Genomic DNA, 17,333 nt, shown 5'->3' with positions numbered 1-17,333 from the left:
GGACTTATGTTGGTTTTGACTCTATTTTGCGGGGAGTTGCACCCCATAAAACCGGAAAATCAAGTTGGTTTTATGTGGTAATTTTTCTAACGGAACAAACTCCACAACACATCACTCCCGTGAGGCTACCGCCTCGTGAAAGGACACCAACACCATGCAACAGGTGTACGACCCGCTAGGAAACCAAGCGCTCTCAGCCTTGGTTGCCGCAGTGCCCATCATCATCTTTCTTTTAGGTCTGACGGTACTGAAGCTGACAGGCCTCAAATCAGCAATCATCTCGCTGGTTGCAGCTGTTGCGATCGGTGTGTTGCTCTTTAAGCTTCCTTTCACCGCGTCCTTGGGCGCGATTGGACTGGGTTTCTTGGGTGGTCTGTGGCCCATCGGCTGGATTGTTTTGATGGCCGTCTGGCTGTACCGCGTCACCGTGCGAGCAGGCAACTTCGATATCATCCGCTCTTCAGTCTCTTCTATTTCAGCTGACCAGCGTATTCAGGTTCTTCTAATCGCATTTTGCTTCGGTGGCTTCTTGGAAGGCGCCGCTGGCTTCGGTATCCCGATTGCAATTTGTGCAGCCCTCCTCGTAAATCTGGGCTTTGACGCCGTTAAAGCTTGTGTGGTTGCATTGGTTGCTAACGTTGCAGCAGGTGCTTACGGCGCTATCGGCATTCCGTCCATCGTGGCTGTACAGCAGGGCGCCGTTGACAAGGCAGAATTTGCCATGATGATGGTGCTGAGCGTTCAGGTCATCTCACTCTTCATTCCTTTGCTCCTCGTTGCAATTCTTGACGGCGTACGCGGAATCAAGGAAACCTGGTGGGTTGCACTGCTCATCGGTTTTGTAGTCTCTGCAGCTCAGGCTATCGTCCTTGTTGCTCTTGGCCCCGACCTGGTGGACATTATCCCGCCGCTTCTCGGCCTGGTTGTACTTGCACTCATCATGCGCAAATGGCAGCCCAAGCACATTTACCGCGAACCCAATGCGCCAACTCTCGCAGAACTTGAATCGCAGACTGTTCGCCACACTGGCTCACAGATTGCTAAGGCATGGAGCCCCTTCCTCATTCTCTCCGCCATGATTCTGCTGTGGAGCGTCCCCTTCATCAAGGGCCTCTTCGCTGCTGCCGACCCCAAGACCGGTAAAGAAGCAGGTCTGCTTGGCTTTACCACCTTGAACTTCAAGATTCCCGGCCTGCACAACGTCATGGAGAAAGTTGCTCCCATTGCACCGCAGACCACCCCGATGCCCGCAACCTGGAGCTGGTCAATCATTGGCGCATCCGGTACCGCAATCCTGATTGCAGTTCTGATTACCATCGCCATCTCGAACATCTCATGGGGCGCTGCCTTTGAAGAATTCAAGGGTGCTATCAAACAGTTGTGGATGCCGATTCTTATGATCTGCTTGGTCATGGGCGTTGCTAACGTGATGAACTACGCGGGCATGTCATCGTCACTCGGCTTGGCGCTAGCTACGGCAGGTTCAATCTTCCCGTTCTTCTCGCCGATCATCGGTTGGATTGGCGTGTTCGTCACCGGCTCAGTGGTCAACAACAACACTCTCTTTGCCGGACTGCAGAGCGTTACCGCGCAGCAGATTGGCGCTAACCCCGCGCTGTTGGTTGCTTCCAACACCACCGGTGGCGTTATGGCGAAAATCGTCTCACCGCAGTCCATCGCTATTGCGGCTGCTGCAGTAGAAAAAGGCGGTCAGGAGTCGCAGATTACCTCTGCCGCTATCAAGTACTCCATTGCTTTGCTCGTCATCTCAATGGTGTGGATTTTCGTTCTCTCGCTCTTCGTCTAAAGAGCTGTGAGGCTAGATAGAAACAGCTTCTGAGGGATGGTTGCTCTGATGCGAGTAACTGACTCATCGGGTAGGTACTTTTCTCAAGTGCCTACCCGATTTTTGTGTGCAGTAGCTATGACGCTGTCGGTGAACCGAATGCTACTGCTCAGTTGCTCTGCACGGTTGAATGACAGAATGAATGAGAACGATTTTCAACGATAGGGAACGAAAATGTCAATGCACGATGTAGACCCCACGATGGATCCCACCGAATTCTGGGAAGGACGCTACGGTACCGGCGATAACATCTGGTCAGGCAAAGCGAACGCTGTACTTGAAAAAGTGGCATCGGAACTAACCCCCGGTACCGCGCTTGATCTGGGCGCTGGCGAAGGCGGCGATGTTCTCTGGCTGGCATCTTTAGGCTGGGATGCGACAGGTCTTGAACTTTCCCGCACCGCAGTGGCGCGTGCTGAATCGGCGGCAGAAAAAGCTGGCCTGTCTGAGCGCACACATTTCTTTGCCCAGGACTTACACCAGTGGCAGCCAGAACAACAGTATGACTTGGTGACCGCGTCCTTCTTTCAATCGCCGGTAGCTTTGGAACGTCATGAGATTCTCAAGCGCGCAACCCAGGCGGTAGCGTCCGGCGGCACCATGCTGATTACCTCGCATACCGCGCCGCCGTCAGGCAAAGAACCAAATTTTGACCGCTCGATGTTCCCTCAACCAGACACTGACTTAGCCGCCCTAAATCTCGATCCGGAACTGTGGGACGTTGCCACTGCAGAGATTTGGACGCGTGAAGGTACGCATCACGGGCACGACGAAATCATGACTTTCGAGGATACCGTTGTCATCGTGCGTCGTAAATAGTTGTTGCAAGAGATGCTTAGGCGGATGCCTCGTCCCACGAATCCTTGGCAAGACGCGCAACGTGAATAGTCAGGTAAGTGTGCTCATCCGCCGAAAGATCAACATTCAGATGTAGCTCCAAGAGCATTTTGACGCGGTGAGCGCACTCGTAAGCCTTCGGGTAACTGGTGCGCACCGCCTCACGGATGGCAGGAGCAGCTAGATCACCGCCAGCGACAGTCTTACCCTGCTCAGCGCGCACAAAAAGGTAGCGAAGATGCGTGAGACAAAACGAGCCACCGACATATGCGTCTGATCCAGCGGATGACCGTAAGCAAAAGCAATCACGTTGAAGATTTGCGCAAAGACCTCGGTCATGCGATAAATCTTGCTCAAATCCTCGTTGGAGAACTGCGTGTTCACCAGGTGAAGCGCGAACGGCGTGGCCTCTTCTTCAGGAAGGGCCACGTCAAAGCGCTCTTTCACGAGCTGCAAAGCGTACCTGCCGAACGAAAACTCACGCGGGTACAGTTGCGTCACCTCTATACTCAGCGGATAATCCACCTGAACACCGTCACGCGCTCGCGATAGCGCGTAATTGAGGTGATCTGCCAGGGGCAACACCATCGAGTGAGCGGCCTTGAGACCAAGCTGTTCTTTGGCGTAGATTTCTAGCTCTGTTGCCACCTGCAGAACATCGGACGGGATTTCAGACAGCAGAGCGCTCACATGGTCATCATCAGCTGACTGCGGCGTGAAGGTTTGCTCAATCTTTGCGGGGTCAATCTCTTGCCCCTTCTTAGCACCAAAGGCAAGACCTCGCCCTAAAACCACAGCCTGCTCACCAGAATCTGACTGCGCAAGAACAACGTTGTTGTTGTAGATATGCACGATGCGCATGAGACTCCTAGCGATTGAGAAAACTGTGGCGTAGAAAACGAAAACCGTCTTAAGTCTAAATGAAAGGTAACCGTAGATTCTTCATCAAAGAGCGAGGTGGGCGTCCTCAAATATGCATGGTATTCATCGGACAGCCAGCTGACTTGAGACTTTGTAGATTACCTACGGTTTCGATGTTCAACATCAAAGTGGAACAAAATTTCTTATCGACACACTGTTGTCATATTGCTTAGTAACACCTACCAGTCAGTAGTTTTTAAGTATGGCTACTTCATTTTCAAAAATTCCAACCACAGAAAATTTTCAACGCTTTATCACTAAGGGCTACCTCTTTGCTGCTGAGATGCGCCGCAAGGCTGGCGTAGCCCCGGCATCGCACCAGCCCTTCACCTTCCCGTTGCTGGGTAAGCCTGCAACCATTATTCGCGGTGAAGAAGCAGTTGATTTCTTCTACGATGAGTCAAAGATTGCGCGCGGGGGAGCGATGCCCGGCCCGATTAGCGACGCCCTGTTTGGTAAAGGCGCGGTGCATACCCTCGATGGTGAGGCGCACAAGGTTCGCAAAACCCAGCTTGCCGCTATGGCGTACGATGATGACCGCGTAGAGAACTTCAAAGTTCTGGTTGAAGAAGAAATTCAGCGTGTGATTGACGGTTGGGCGCAGAAACCCGGCAACGTCTACGACGATGTTGCTATCGCTTACGGTCGCGCGGCTTTCCGCTGGGCTGGCATCCCAATGAACGATAGAGAACTGCAAAAGCGCGCTGAACTGTACAGCCACCTGCTCGATAACTTCGGTTCGCCCTTGCACAATGCGCTGGCGCAGGTTGATCGCATCAAGCTCGATAAGTGGGCAAAGAAGCTGATTACCGATGTTCGCTCGGGTGCTTTGACCGTTGATCAGGATTCGGTGCTGGCGCACATTGCACGGTTGGTCGATGAAAACGGTGAGCTTGTACCCGCTAAAACTGCTGGCATTGAGTTGCAGAACTTGACGCGTCCTACCGTTGCTGTCTCTCGTTTTGCTGCTTTTGCGGCGGTTGCGTTGGTGCAGAACCCCGATGAGGCGTTCAAGGTTCGCGAGGCTGTTGTTGCCAACGGCGGACGCCTGATTAACGTTGCCGAGGCTGTGGCTTTCGCGCAGGAAGTTCGCCGTGCATACCCCTTCGTGCCTATGCTGCCCGGTTTTGCAATCGAGGATGCAGAGATTTCGGGTTGCCCCATCCACAAGGGCCAGCGCGTTCTCATGGACATTGTGGGCACGCACAACTCACCGTCCGTTTGGGAGAAGCCTGCGGAGTTTAATCCCGAACGCTGGATGGGCGTTGAGGATTACGAAGCTGTGAAGGGTTTCTTGCCTCAGGGCGGTGCGGACGTGCTGACTGGCCACCGTTGCCCCGGCGAGAAAATCGCTATTGCGGCACTGTCAGCAACCGTTGCTGCTTTGAGCGACGAAAAGGTTGAAATCTCAGACGACCCCGCCGACACTACCTTCTCGTGGACTAGCGTGCTGACCCGCCCGTCAACCGGCGTGCGAGTGAGCGTTAAGGCCTAGTTTTTAGCGACGTAAGGACGCGCCGCCCACCGTCAATGGTGGGCGGCGCGTTTTTCGTCAGTTTAGTCTCACCTAGCCCCTCCGCTGGAACTTCGTGATCGCGTCCGTCAGCCACTTGGGGCTGTTCGCATCCATAACCTTCAGCGGATTGATGCGCGGGGAAACCTTGACCACCGGTTTGTGATGCGAGAACGTGTCGAACGAGAATTTGCCGTGGTAGCGCCCCATACCTGAGGCACCCACACCACCGAAGGGGAGTGCGCCCAAGCCTGCCTGAATCAAAGCAGCATTATGTGCCACTGCTCCAGACGACGTTTTCTGCTCAAACAATCGCTGTGTCTCCCGGGAAGCACCAAAAGTGTAGAGCGCCAGCGGTTTATCCCACGCGTTGATAATCTCAATAGCGCGCTCAGGCGTCTCAACAGGCACAATCGGCAGAACAGGTCCGAAGATTTCCTCGCTCATCAACGGCTGATTCGAGCCCTCACCAAGAACCTGATTCCACTCATCCAGTACCACAACAGTCGGCTGAATATAACGGTCACTCTTATCGCAAGACACTTCATATTCAAGCGGGGCACTGCCCAACAACTCCACCAAGCGGTCAAAACGTTTCTCTGAAACAATGCGACCAAAATTCTTGGCAGTCTGCGGGTCATCACCAAAGCTTTGGCGGATCGCTTTTTCCATCGCATCTTTCAATGGGACAACATTTGCCGCGGGAGTCATCACATAATCCGGTGCCACACAGGTTTGGCTAGCGTTCAAAAACTTAGCCCACGCAATGCGCTGTGCAACATCCTCCAAATCAGCCTGCGCATCCACCCACGTAGGTGACTTACCGCCAAGCTCCAACAGAACCGGGGTTAGATGCTTGGCAGCTGCCTCAAGAATAATTTTGCCGGTCTTGCCTGACCCCGTAAAAACGATGAAATCAAAGCGATGGGTCAGAAGCCCAGTCGCCACCTCAACGGGGCCGGTAGCAATAGTGACCGCGCCATCGGGAAAATACCGAGGAATCAGCTCACCCAGTAGCGCCGCCACCTGCGCTGTCTCAGGTGCCGGTTTGAGTACTGCTGTATTACCTGCAGCCAGTACGCCAATCAGCGGATTAAGCAACAGCTGAACAGGGTAGTTCCACGGAGCCATAATCAGCACTGTGCCCAGCGGCTCAGGCTGCAATTGCGCACCCATAGCGGGCATACCGGTGCGTACTCGCGAAGTCTTCATCCACTTGCTCAGCGAGCGCAACGCCGCGTTGATCTCTGAGATGAGCACGTTGAGTTCTGAGAAGTCTGCCTCGAATTGGTTTTTGTGGAGGGTGGCGTGTAGAGCCTCATGTAGAGCGTTCTCGTTCTCTGTCACAAGACGTCGCAGCGCGAGCAAATGGGTGCGGCGCTGTTCTTGGCTCGAGTTGACGCCGGTGTTAAAGGCAGACCGGGCTGTATTGACGATGCTGGCAATAGCGGCTTTATCAGCGGTACTCATTTAGAATTCCTTTGCGCGCTGGTTTTTATTTAATCATGGCATGAAATCAGGGACTGGTACCGCTCGTTGAGCTTCACTGCGGCGCTCAATGGTGGTTCCAGTCCCTGAAAAAGAGTCGCATCGTTGTTGCCAGCGGGGCGATGATAGCCAGGACGCGCCCCACGGCGTTTGCTGTGCGGCGCGTCCTTAGGTATTAGCGTTCGATGATGACGGCGAGGTCGCCAACGTTTAGTTTTTCGTCAACGCGGGGTTCGACAACGGAGAAGTTGCCGGTGTTGGTGACGATGGTGAGAACGGAGGTATCGTAGCCTTCGGCTGCTACAGCTGGGAAGTCAACGTCGACCAGTGGCTGGCCAGCGCGTACGGTGTCGCCCTTGCCAACGTGGCGGGTAAAGTGCTTGCCTTCTAGCTGCACGGTGTCGATGCCGACGTGAACGAGCAGTTCAACACCGGTTTCTGAGCGGATGCCGTAGGCGTGGCCGGAATCCAGTGCGGTGACAATCTTGCCTGAGATGGGCGCGACCACCTGGTTTGAAGTCGGCACAATCACGATGCCCTTGCCCATTGCGCCGGATGCGAAGACGGGGTCATTGACGTCCTTCATGGCGATGGCGGTACCTGAGACGGGCGCGACGAGGTCGGTGGTGTTCTCTTCAGTAATTGCGGTGGGAATGACGGTTCCGGCGGGTACAACTACGGCGTCGGCGGGAACTACCTTGGAATTGGCGGGAACAGTCTGGGCGGGAATACCTGAGTCTTCGCCGTTGTCGAGCTTTTCAACAAAGGCGTTCTCGGTTTCGGTTTCTACCTTGGGCACACCGAACAGGGAAGTCATGATGAATGCAAAGATCATTGCCACTGCTACGCCGAGGAAGACCATGAACATTGCGGGGGTACCGATAAATACGGGCAGAGTCAGACCTGAAGGTACGACGAATGCGCTGGTCTGCGCGCCGCCTGCTGCTGCCAGTGCGCCACCGATTGCACCGCCCACACAGCCAAAGATAAAGGGCTTCTTCAGGGGCAGGTTAACGCCGTAGATTGCGGGTTCGGTGATACCTGCAAGAATGCCGGAGAGCGATGCGGGGCCTGCAACCTGCTTGAGTTTCTTGTCGCTGGTCTTGAGCATAACTGCCAGTGCAGCTGCACCCTGAGCAAGCACAGGAGCGAAGATGGTTGCTGCCATAACGTCGTGACCGAGCGTGGTGAGGTTATTGAGCATGACAGGAACCAGGCCCCAGTGCAGACCGAAGATGGTTAGTACCTGCCAGGAGCCAGCGAGAATACCGCCTGCTAGCCACGGTGCGAAGTTCCAGACTGAGGTAATGCCGGATGCGATTAGGCTAGATGCAAAGGTGGTAATGGGGCCGACGACCATCAGGGTTGCCAGGCCGACAATGGGCAGAACCAGCATGGGAACGGTGAAGTTTCGGATAGCTGAGGGGAGTGCACGCTGTAGCCAGCGTTCAAGAATACTCTGTACCCAAACAGCCAGGATGATTGGGATAACCGATGAAACGTATGAAACCATCACTACCGGAATACCGAAGAAATGAACCGGCTCACCAGCAGTGTGCAGACCAATAATGGTGGGGTAGAGCAGAATGCCTGCCAGCGCCAAAGAGGTGAACTGGTTAGCCTTGAAACGCTTTGCCGAGGTGATTGCGATGGCAAAGGGCAAGAAGTTGATAATGGAGTCACCAATGGCGTTCAGGATGATGTATTCCTGACTTTCGGCGTTGAAACCAAAAGTAACTGCCAGCGCAGTGAAAGCTTTGATTAGACCGGCACCGGCAAGCGTCCACAAAATGGGCAAGAAGATTGAAGAAATCAGTTCAATAAAGCGGTTGAGCAGATTACCCTTTGAACCTTCGGCTGAGTCGTCTGCAGCGTCGCTTCCTAAACGCGAGTTGTTGACGATGCCAGCGTAGGCGCGCGGTACATCGTTACCAATAACCACTTGGTACTGACCGCCAGATTTCATGACGGTAACGACGCCTTCGGTCGCCTTGATAGCGGCATCGTTCGCCTTGGACTCATCCTTGAGCTTGAAACGCAGACGCGTTGCGCAGTGAACGAGTGAGTTCACGTTTTCTTCGCCACCGACCAGGCGTAGCACCTCTTGGCCGGTTGCTTCGTAGTCAACTTTAGTTGCCACGGGATCTCCCTTGTATCTGACCGACAAGCCCGGGGTTGCGCACGCCAAACACCACCCACAGGCGGTGCAGAACGAGCAACTCCAAGTCTTTTTCGTTCCCTCTGCGTGCCGGTGCAACGCGCGTGCGCTGGCATCAGGTAACAAAAAAGACCCAAGTGCTGTACACAAATATGCGAGAGCACTTAGGTCTTGCCTCCAGTACAGTTTTCGTCAAAACTCCGCAGAATTTTGTGAGATCACTGCCTAAGTAACAACCCTAGGATTGCCGGTTTTTAACCGTATGGCGTCTATATAATCACACTATGTGACGCCCGTCTACTGTATGGCGCAAAATTTCAGGTTCTGGCACACAAGAGAGGTCTCAAAGCGCTCTCAAAATTTCGACCGGACGCTTTGGTACCCACCTGTGAGAAAAGGGTGAGGCTATGCCCCGAATGTGCCTTCGAGCCTGCTGGAGCTACCGGGGTGAAGTAGCACAGCCGCGCTGATTAGGGTGGTACCCGACCACGTTTTGCGTGACAGTCGCAAGCAGGGATCAGCCGGGCTAATGCCCAAAAGTTCGGCCTGCTCTGAGGTGGGTAGAACCGCCTCTACAACATGCTCACCGCGTGTGAGCGGTGCCTTGTCAGTCAGGTACGTATTCGGGGTGGTTTGCGTGAAATCTTGCTCGATGTACTGGGGGATAGCCTCGCGGTTGACGTAGCGATCCTCTAGCTGAATGGGGCGTCCATTGTCATAGTGCACCAGCACGGAGTGAAAGGCGCTTTCACCGAATCCAATATCAAAGTGCTGCACGCTATCCTTGCGGTACTCCACGCCCATGAGCACAATATCGGTACTGTGCTGGTGGCCTCGTTCAGTGACTTCATCGGCAATATTGCGTACCTCAAAGAGCGATGAGGTTGACTTGGTGTCTGAAACAAAAGTGCCGATGCCCTGGATGCGGGTGAGTAGCCCTTCGCCGGTAAGTTCGCGAATGGCGCGGTTGACTGTCATGCGCGAGATGCCAAGAGCCGCCACCAACTCATTTTCGCTGGGGATAATTTCGCCGGCGCTCCAGCGTCCTGACCGTACTTGTGAGGCAATGATGTCTTTGAGCAGTTTGTAGGCGGGCAGCTTGAGAGTCGCGTGCGATGTAAACATCTCCGCAAGTTCTTGGTCTTTAGTCACGCGCTTCTCCATTGACAATAGGTTGTATATACAAGACAATAAATCGTGTAAGCTGTGCCACGTACCTAGAAATTCTACCTGCAAGGTACGCCACAACTAAACAAACTCGTCAATAAGTCACTTCATGAATCACCGTCGATTCAAGAACACAAGGAGTCTCACCTATGACTGCTCACGAACCCCGCGAAGTACACGCGCCCACCGGCACCGACCTCAACACTCTTGGTTGGCAGCAAGAAGGCGCACTGCGCATGCTCATGAACAACCTCGATCCGGCAAACGCTGAACACCCCGACAACCTCGTGGTTTACGGTGGCACCGGCAAAGCAGCTCGTAGCTGGGAAGCCTTCGACGCGATTACCAACACCCTCAAGACCCTGAAGAATGATGAAACCCTGCTCGTTCAGTCAGGTAAGCCCGTTGGTGTTTTCCGCACCCACGAATGGTCACCTCGCGTTCTGATCGCTAACTCAAACCTGGTAGGCGACTGGGCTAACTGGGAGCACTTCCGCAAGCTCGAAGCTGAAGGCCTGATGATGTACGGTCAGATGACCGCAGGCTCATGGATCTACATCGGCACCCAGGGCATCCTGCAAGGCACCTATGAAACCTTCGGCGCTGTTGCTCGCAAGCGCTTTGACGGAACCCTCGCAGGCACCATCACCCTCACCGCTGGTCTCGGCGGTATGGGCGGCGCACAGCCTTTGGCAGTTACCATGAACGACGGTGTTGTCATCGCCGTGGATGTCGACGAATCTCGCATCGACCGCCGCATCGAGCACCGCTACCTCGACGTCAAGGCAGACAACCTCGACCACGCCCTTGAGCTGGCAATAGAGGCTCGCGACGCTAAGAAGCCGCTATCCATCGGCGTCGTTGGTAACGCAGCAGAAATCTTCCCCGAGCTTCTTGCCAAGGACGCACCCATCGACATCGTCACCGACCAGACCAGCGCGCACGACCCGCTGTCATACCTGCCCACCGACGTCACCTTCGATGAATGGAAGGCAGAAGCAGCTCGCGACCCCGAACTGTTCACCAAGCGCTCACGCGAAGCAATGGCGGCACACGTAGAAGCAATGGTCGGCTTTATGGATAAGGGCGCTGAAGTCTTTGACTACGGCAACTCAATCCGCGATGAAGCACGCAAGGCAGGCTACCAGCGCGCCTTCGAATTCCCCGGATTCGTACCCGCCTACATCCGCCCCATGTTCGAAGAAGGCCTTGGACCCTTCCGCTGGGCAGCTCTCTCAGGCGACCCCAAGGACATCGAAGCAACCGACCGTGCAATCCTCGAACTCTTCCCCGAGAACGAGCACCTTGCACGCTGGATCAAGATGGCAGGCGAAAAAGTTGAATACCAGGGCTTGCCCGCACGCATCTGCTGGCTGGGCTACGGCGAGCGCCACAAGGCTGGTCTGAAGTTCAACGAAATGGTTGCAAACGGCGAAATCTCAGCCCCCATCGCAATCGGTCGTGACCACCTTGACTCAGGTTCTGTGGCATCACCCTACCGCGAGACCGAGGCGATGAAGGACGGCACCGACGCTGTTGCTGACTGGCCGCTACTTAACGCACTGGTTAACACCGCATCCGGCGCGTCATGGGTTTCAATCCACCACGGTGGCGGCGTTGGCATGGGTCGCTCCATCCACGCAGGTCAGGTCTGCATTGCTGACGGTACCGACCTGGCAGCGCAGAAGCTTGAGCGCGTGCTCACCAACGACCCCGGCATGGGCGTTATCCGCCACGTGGACGCAGGCTACGAGCACGCAGCAAACGTTGCAGAAGAACGCGGCGTTCGCATCCCCATGAAGGAACAGGACTAAATTTGAGTTCTCATCTTTTCACCAATATCTCCTCACTCGTGACGAACGATGCGTCGCACGAGCGAGGAGCCTCGGGCGTTATCGATAACGCGGCAGTAGTGGTGGAAGATGGTCGGATCGCCTGGGTGGGGGAAGCTGCCCAGGCACCCGATGCTGATTCCAGCACTGACTTGGATCACCGCGCCGTCTTGCCCGGCTTTGTGGAGTCGCATTCGCACCTGATTTTTGCGGGCGACCGTTCACACGATTTCGCGGCGCGCATGGAAGGCACCAAGTACTCAGCTGGCGGTATTCGCTACACCATCGAGCAGACCCGTGCCGCATCACCTGAACAACTTGAGAACAACGCGCGTAAGCTCCTTGACGAGTACGCTCGTTCCGGAAGCACCACCGTTGAAATCAAGACAGGGTATGGGCAGTCTGCTGAGTCTGAGCTGACCGGCATCCAGGTGGCATCATCCTGTAGCGATGAGGCGACTCTGCTTGCCGCTCACGTTGCCCCGCCTGAATATGCCGATAAGCACGATGAATACGTGCAGATGGTCGTTGACCGTATGATTCCCGAATGCGCACCGCACGCCAAGTGGATCGACGTGTTCTGCGAAAAAGGCGCGTTCACCGAGGATGAGTCCCGCACTGTCCTCAAAGCAGGAATGGAACACGGTCTGATTCCGCGCGTGCACGGTAACCAGCTCACCTATGGCGCCGGTGTGCAACTTGCAGTGGAACTGGGGGCAGCCTCCGTGGACCACGTGGTCTACCTCAGCGATGCTGACGTGGATGCGCTCGCCAACAGCTCAACCGTTGCTACGGTTTTGCCGGGTGCTGATTTCTCAACCCGTAACGATTACCCTAACGCGCGTCGTCTTATTGACGCCGGGGCTACCGTGGCTTTGGGCGCGGACTGCAACCCGGGCACTAGCTTCACCACGTCCATTCCGTTTTGCATTGCGCTTGCTGTGCGTGATCTTCACATGTCACCGGATGAAGCCGTATGGGCAGCTACCGCCGGCGGTGCCGCGGCACTGCAGCGCACCGACATCGGCTCTTTGACAGTCGGTGCACGCGCCAACTTTATTGTCCTGGATGCGCCCAACCACCTGCACCTGGCCTACCGCCCCGGCGTTGACCTCATCAGCGGTGTGTGGCGTGACGGCGCATCATTGTATGAAAGGAGAAGTGCATGAGCACCTCCATCAGTGTTGACCAACCAGCCGCCGCTTGGAGCGGACGCATGGACGGCGATGGTGCCGAACACGCCCGCATCCACACCAACGTGAAGCCTTTAGCCGAGACTTCTTTGGGGGAGTGCGACGCCGTATTCATCGGTTTTTCATCCGATGAGGGTGTGCGCCGCAACTCAGGACGCGACGGAGCAGCTACTGGCCCCAATGCGCTACGTACAGCATTGGGTTCTCTTGCCTTAGCCAAGGCGCCCAAGAGCACTCGCGTCACCGATCTTGCATTGGCAGATGCGGGCACTATCGTTGTCGATACCGACCTTGAAGACGGCCACCGCAAACTTGCTGAAGCCGTTTCCACTGCCATCGACGCGGGAACTCTGCCTGTTGTTCTCGGCGGTGGCCACGAAATAGCGTTCGGTACCTACAGCGGCGTTGCCGGTTCAAAGCTACGCGCTCACAACGGCAAACCACGTACCGTGGGCATCCTCAACCTTGATGCCCACTTTGATTTGCGCCAGGCTGATCGCCCCACCTCAGGGACACCTTTCAAACAGGCACTGGATGCTGAACGCGCTCACGCCACCAACGCCAAATACGCGGTCATCGGTATCTCAGAAGCATCCAACACCCAGGTTCTCTTTGACACCGCCCAAGAGTACGGCGTGAAATACCTGCTCGATGAAGAATGCACCGTCTCGAATAAAGAACACATTGAAACATTTGTGCGCTGGTTCATCGAATCCGTTGATATCGTCTACCTGACGCTTGATCTCGATGTGCTACCGGCAGCAAACGCCCCCGGCGTCAGCGCTCCAGCAGCCTACGGTGTGCAACTGGAAATCATCAACAGCATCATCAAACAGGTCACCCGTAGCGGCAAACTCATTGCCTTCGACATCGCCGAACTCAACCCGAGCTTCGACATCGACGGACGCACCGCCAAAACAGCGGCACGTCTAGCCCACACCGCCCTCACTCACCACCAACCTTTCTCAGCATAAACTGAGCAAAATCTCGCGAAGGGAAAACAATGACTACCTCACGCCCCACCGTAACTGTCGGCATCGGCGCCGTCAGCTTCGAAGACGTCATCAACGTCGCACGCAACAACGCTGAAGTAAAGCTCAGCGAAGACGCACTGGCAGAAATCGGAAAATCAGCAGAACGCATCCGCGAACTCGCTAACCACGAAAAGCCCGTCTACGGTGTCTCCACCGGTTTCGGCGCGCTCGCATCCAAGCACATTCCGCTGGAGATGCGCACCGCACTGCAGCGCGGTCTGATTCGTTCGCACGCTGCAGGCTCTGGCCCGGAGGTTGAACGCGAAGTAATCCGCGCGCTCATGTTTCTGCGTCTTTCAACCCTTGCGACCGGACGCACCGGCGTTCGCCCCGAAGTTGCACAGGCTTACGCAGATATGCTCTCTGCCGGTATCACCCCGGTAGTGCACGAATACGGCTCACTGGGTTGCTCCGGTGACCTAGCACCGCTGGCTCACTGTGCACTTGCCATCATCGGCGAAGGCTACGTCCGCGATGAAAACGGCGAACTGTACGAAACCGCAGACGCCATGGAAAAGTACGGACTTAAGCCTGTAGAACTGGCTGAAAAAGAAGGTCTTGCCCTCATCAACGGTACTGACGGTATGCTGGGCATGCTCGTGATGGCACTTGATGACCTCGACCGCCTGACCAAGCTGGCAGACGTTGCCGCAGCAATGAGCGTTGAAGGTCTTGTAGGCACCGACCGCGTGTTCTCTGCAGACCTGCACGAACTGCGTCCTCACCCCGGCCAGGGAGATGCCGCAGCAAATATGCTCAAGGTCCTCGAAGGCTCAGACATTATTCAGCACCACTCAGGCAATCACAGCACCTACGTACAGGATGCCTACTCCCTGCGTTGCGCACCCCAGGTAGCAGGCGCTGTACGCGATACCATCGCTCACGCCCGCACCGTCGCTCAGCGCGAACTCGCATCGGCAGTCGATAACCCCGTGGTAACTCTCGACGGTCGCGTAGAATCCAACGGTAACTTCCACGGCGCACCCGTGGCATACGTGCTGGACTTCCTCGCTATCGCAGTGGCGGACGCCGCATCCATCTCGGAACGACGCACCGACCGCTTCTTGGATACCGCCCGTAACCGCGGCCTGCCTCCCTTCTTGGCAGATGATCCCGGCGTAGACTCCGGCCATATGATTGCCCAGTACACCCAGGCAGCAATCGTCTCTGAGCTGAAGCGTCTGGCTAACCCCGCATCCGTTGACTCCATTCCGTCATCGGCAATGCAGGAAGACCACGTATCCATGGGCTGGAGCGCTGCACGCAAGCTACGCCGCGCCATCGATGGTCTGACCCGCGTCATCGCTATCGAGATTCTGACCGCGGCCCGCGGTATTGATCTGCGCGCACCTCAGGTGCCTGCACCTGCGACCGCCGCTGTGATTGATCGCCTGCGTCAAGAGGTCCAGGGGCCGGGCACCGACCGCTTCCTCTCACCTGAAATTGAGGCAACAGTAGAAATGGTTGCAAACGGCGAGCTTCTGGATGCGGCGCAGTCCGTAACCGGCAAGCTCAACTAGACTAGGCGGTTTCGTCAGATACATATGATGTTCCCGAGATACATACAGTTTCCGTGTGTATCTCGGGAATTTCGTATGCAGCGATAAATCTTGAAAATTTGAGCGAAAAGACCGCCAACGACCATAAAACTCGGAATTGAATTTCCTCACTCGAACTTCATCGCAGAAGTAGCTAAAAGAGTAAATGTCAACGCTACCAGCATAAGAAACATTGACCATTCGCCGTTGAAATTCTCACTTGATAACTTGCGACCAAGAAAAGCTATACCGGCAAGATAAACGATAAAGCCGATGAGGCTCGCCCAAAAGTTAGCGTCATAGAAATTGAACTCAAAGTGGTGTTCTGTAAGCGCAGATATAAAGTACAGAAGCACAGGCGCGCTGATAATACCCGTGGCAAAGAACGTGACAATGGTGTAATCAACCTGAGGATCCGTTGTATCATCAACTAGCTTTTCGAGTTGACCTTTAGAATTATCTGGATTCACCGGTGGAGTTGGATGCTTAGTCATTTTTCTTACGTCTCGTCGATACCATGAAGATACTCTTTAATAATCCTGACAGACAGTAAACTTTTCCCAAAGATGTGCAGAGATTCTTTGCAGTACCTCTTATCTGTTTAAAAACTGAGGAAAGTAATTAACACAATAGTTCTACTCACTGTGCAGTAAAGAACTCAGCTGTATATTTGAACGACACTACTTTGCCCCTGAAAGGTCTGCCGTGCTTATCGCATCTTTAGTTTTTGTTACTGGCGCAATTTTGATTCACATTTATATCTGGGTTCTTGAGACCTTTCTATGGGACCAGCCCAAGGGCATGAAAGTCTTTGGTAGCACCCCCGAACGTGCCGCTATCACCAAAGAAATGGCAGTAAATCAGGGGCTGTATAACCTGATGCTGGCACTTGTAGCTGCGGTAGGAGCAGGTGCAACTGTCGCCGGCGCATCCTGGGGTCCGGCACTCATCTTTGCCGGGGCTGGCTCAATGGCTGTAGCAGGAATCTTCTTATTTTTGACTTCACCCGATAAGCGTAAACCTGCCCTGATTCAGCTTGTACCTCCGCTGTTGGGCGTCCTTCTGCTGGCAGTTGCGTAAGCACAGCACTGTATCTTTTCTCAGGTAATCGCCGGCGGGATTTCTGACTTAATCGCGGTAAATACCTGAGATTCCGCGCCGGTGTGAATCTACCAGGTGCGTATCAATCAGGCCAATGGCTTCCATCAGAGCGTAGGCACTGGTGGGGCCAATGAAATTAACCCCTTGCTTTTTTAGCTCTAGCGCAAGGGCTGCCGACGTCGCGTCCTGCGTTGGAATCTCTTCTAAGGACGCAGGACACGGGGTAGCGGCGGGTCTGAAGCCCCAGATGAGGGCGGGGAGACCTGCGTCCACGTCGAGCGTACCGGCAGGTTCAACGTCGTTGGTTCGAACACGATCTACCGTGAAGCCCTGCAAGGATGCCTCACCTGCGGCTGCGCGCTCACGTAGCGCGAGAGTTACCTGCGCATTAGCGATGGCGGCACGAATCTTTCCGCGATGCCTAATGATGCGGGAATCATGGGCAAGACGCTCAATATCGTCCTCGGTGAATTGGGCTACGGCCTCGGGGTCGAAATGGGCAAAGACCTCCCTGAACGCTTCGCGTTTGGCCAAAATGGTGCGCCACGATAAACCTGCTTGAAAACCTTCGAGGCACACCCGTTCGAAGACGCCTCTCTCGTGTGTCACCGGCACGCCCCATTCGGTGTCATAGTAGCGCTGCAATAGCGAATCTGCTTGTGCCCATGCGGGGCGAACGAGTTGGTCAGTCATGTCTTCCTCACT

15 protein-coding genes are annotated in these 17,333 nt (G+C 55.1%); 8 read left to right on the top strand and 7 right to left on the bottom strand.

All coding sequences use genetic code 11. The annotated features are described in order from the left end of the window. Positions 1-154 precede the first annotated feature (154 nt). Complete coding sequence (locus HF984_RS08115; RefSeq protein WP_168615177.1) at positions 155-1,807, top strand: L-lactate permease; 1,653 nt, start codon at positions 155-157, stop codon at positions 1,805-1,807. Between the two features lie 213 nt (positions 1,808-2,020). Beyond that, positions 2,021-2,665, top strand: coding sequence for an SAM-dependent methyltransferase (locus tag HF984_RS08110; RefSeq protein ID WP_168615176.1), 645 nt, complete (start codon positions 2,021-2,023; stop codon positions 2,663-2,665). A 16-nt stretch (positions 2,666-2,681) separates the two neighbouring features. On the opposite strand, the gene HF984_RS11565 is transcribed toward HF984_RS08110, so the two are convergent. Then, the gene (locus HF984_RS11565) at positions 2,682-2,906 is read right to left on the bottom strand and encodes a PRD domain-containing protein (protein ID WP_343947732.1); all 225 of its coding nucleotides are present in this window, start codon (positions 2,904-2,906) and stop codon (positions 2,682-2,684) included. Continuing rightward, a complete protein-coding gene (locus tag HF984_RS08105; RefSeq protein ID WP_247596553.1) occupies positions 2,864-3,544 on the bottom strand; it encodes a CAT RNA binding domain-containing protein in 681 nt (226 codons plus the stop codon). The genes HF984_RS11565 and HF984_RS08105 overlap by 43 nt, the downstream gene beginning before the upstream one ends. Before the next feature lie 262 nt (positions 3,545-3,806). On the opposite strand from HF984_RS08105, the gene HF984_RS08100 reads away from it, so the two are divergent. After that, on the top strand, positions 3,807-5,099 hold the full coding sequence (locus HF984_RS08100; RefSeq protein WP_168615175.1) for a cytochrome P450: 1,293 nt from the start codon (positions 3,807-3,809) through the stop codon (positions 5,097-5,099). Between the two features lie 72 nt (positions 5,100-5,171). Here HF984_RS08100 and HF984_RS08095 read toward each other — a convergent pair whose 3' ends face one another. The 3 genes from HF984_RS08095 to hutC form a co-directional block, all read right to left on the bottom strand. Further along, a complete protein-coding gene (locus tag HF984_RS08095) occupies positions 5,172-6,587 on the bottom strand; it encodes an aldehyde dehydrogenase family protein (protein ID WP_168615174.1) in 1,416 nt (471 codons plus the stop codon). Positions 6,588-6,780: 193 nt separating this feature from the next. Continuing rightward, a complete protein-coding gene (locus HF984_RS08090) occupies positions 6,781-8,745 on the bottom strand; it encodes a beta-glucoside-specific PTS transporter subunit IIABC (RefSeq protein WP_168615173.1) in 1,965 nt (654 codons plus the stop codon). A 423-nt stretch (positions 8,746-9,168) separates the two neighbouring features. Beyond that, positions 9,169-9,915 carry a histidine utilization transcriptional repressor HutC gene (gene hutC, locus HF984_RS08085; protein WP_210729660.1) on the bottom strand — a complete coding sequence of 249 codons (747 nt, stop codon included), beginning with the start codon at positions 9,913-9,915 and terminating at the stop codon, positions 9,169-9,171. A gap of 164 nt (positions 9,916-10,079) precedes the next feature. Here hutC and hutU point away from each other — a divergent pair, with 164 nt between their 5' ends. The 4 genes from hutU to hutH are packed head-to-tail and all read left to right on the top strand — an operon-like array spanning position 10,080 to position 15,509. Continuing rightward, the gene (gene hutU, locus HF984_RS08080) at positions 10,080-11,744 is read left to right on the top strand and encodes a urocanate hydratase (RefSeq protein WP_168615171.1); all 1,665 of its coding nucleotides are present in this window, start codon (positions 10,080-10,082) and stop codon (positions 11,742-11,744) included. 2 nt (positions 11,745-11,746) lie between these two features. Beyond that, positions 11,747-12,931, top strand: a complete 1,185-nt coding sequence (gene hutI / locus HF984_RS08075) for an imidazolonepropionase (RefSeq protein WP_168615170.1) — start codon at positions 11,747-11,749, stop codon at positions 12,929-12,931. After that, positions 12,928-13,929, top strand: coding sequence for a formimidoylglutamase (gene hutG, locus HF984_RS08070; protein ID WP_168615169.1), 1,002 nt, complete (start codon positions 12,928-12,930; stop codon positions 13,927-13,929). Before hutI ends, hutG begins: the two co-directional genes overlap by 4 nt. 29 nt (positions 13,930-13,958) lie before the next feature. Further along, the gene (gene hutH / locus HF984_RS08065) at positions 13,959-15,509 is read left to right on the top strand and encodes a histidine ammonia-lyase (RefSeq protein WP_168615168.1); all 1,551 of its coding nucleotides are present in this window, start codon (positions 13,959-13,961) and stop codon (positions 15,507-15,509) included. Positions 15,510-15,655: 146 nt separating this feature from the next. On the opposite strand, the gene HF984_RS08060 is transcribed toward hutH, so the two are convergent. Beyond that, on the bottom strand, positions 15,656-16,021 hold the full coding sequence (locus HF984_RS08060; protein ID WP_168615167.1) for a hypothetical protein: 366 nt from the start codon (positions 16,019-16,021) through the stop codon (positions 15,656-15,658). 211 nt (positions 16,022-16,232) lie between these two features. Here HF984_RS08060 and HF984_RS08055 point away from each other — a divergent pair, with 211 nt between their 5' ends. After that, a complete protein-coding gene (locus tag HF984_RS08055; RefSeq protein ID WP_168615166.1) occupies positions 16,233-16,607 on the top strand; it encodes a DUF1304 domain-containing protein in 375 nt (124 codons plus the stop codon). A gap of 48 nt (positions 16,608-16,655) precedes the next feature. On the opposite strand, the gene HF984_RS08050 is transcribed toward HF984_RS08055, so the two are convergent. Then, positions 16,656-17,321: a DNA-3-methyladenine glycosylase I gene (locus HF984_RS08050; protein WP_168615165.1), complete on the bottom strand. Its 666-nt coding sequence runs from the start codon at positions 17,319-17,321 to the stop codon at positions 16,656-16,658. Between the last annotated feature and the right edge of the window lie 12 nt (positions 17,322-17,333).

This window comes from Rothia terrae (assembly GCF_012396615.1).
GTDB classification, from domain to species: domain Bacteria; phylum Actinomycetota; class Actinomycetes; order Actinomycetales; family Micrococcaceae; genus Rothia; species Rothia terrae.
Note: the sequence above shows the minus strand (reverse complement) of the source record. Positions and strands in the feature narration are given on the sequence as shown.

What these genes read in the sequence shown, in the direction of transcription:
- HF984_RS08115 (WP_168615177.1), top strand. Translation starts at nt 155, where the DNA reads ATGCAACAGGTGTACGACCCGCTAGGAAACCAAGCGCTCTCAGCCTTG.
- HF984_RS08110 (WP_168615176.1), top strand. Translation starts at nt 2,021, where the DNA reads ATGTCAATGCACGATGTAGACCCCACGATGGATCCCACCGAATTCTGG.
- HF984_RS08105 (WP_247596553.1), bottom strand. Translation starts at nt 3,544, where the DNA reads ATGCGCATCGTGCATATCTACAACAACAACGTTGTTCTTGCGCAGTCA.
- HF984_RS08100 (WP_168615175.1), top strand. Translation starts at nt 3,807, where the DNA reads ATGGCTACTTCATTTTCAAAAATTCCAACCACAGAAAATTTTCAACGC.
- HF984_RS08095 (WP_168615174.1), bottom strand. Translation starts at nt 6,587, where the DNA reads ATGAGTACCGCTGATAAAGCCGCTATTGCCAGCATCGTCAATACAGCC.
- hutU (WP_168615171.1), top strand. Translation starts at nt 10,080, where the DNA reads ATGACTGCTCACGAACCCCGCGAAGTACACGCGCCCACCGGCACCGAC.
- hutG (WP_168615169.1), top strand. Translation starts at nt 12,928, where the DNA reads ATGAGCACCTCCATCAGTGTTGACCAACCAGCCGCCGCTTGGAGCGGA.
- hutH (WP_168615168.1), top strand. Translation starts at nt 13,959, where the DNA reads ATGACTACCTCACGCCCCACCGTAACTGTCGGCATCGGCGCCGTCAGC.
- HF984_RS08060 (WP_168615167.1), bottom strand. Translation starts at nt 16,021, where the DNA reads ATGACTAAGCATCCAACTCCACCGGTGAATCCAGATAATTCTAAAGGT.
- HF984_RS08050 (WP_168615165.1), bottom strand. Translation starts at nt 17,321, where the DNA reads ATGACTGACCAACTCGTTCGCCCCGCATGGGCACAAGCAGATTCGCTA.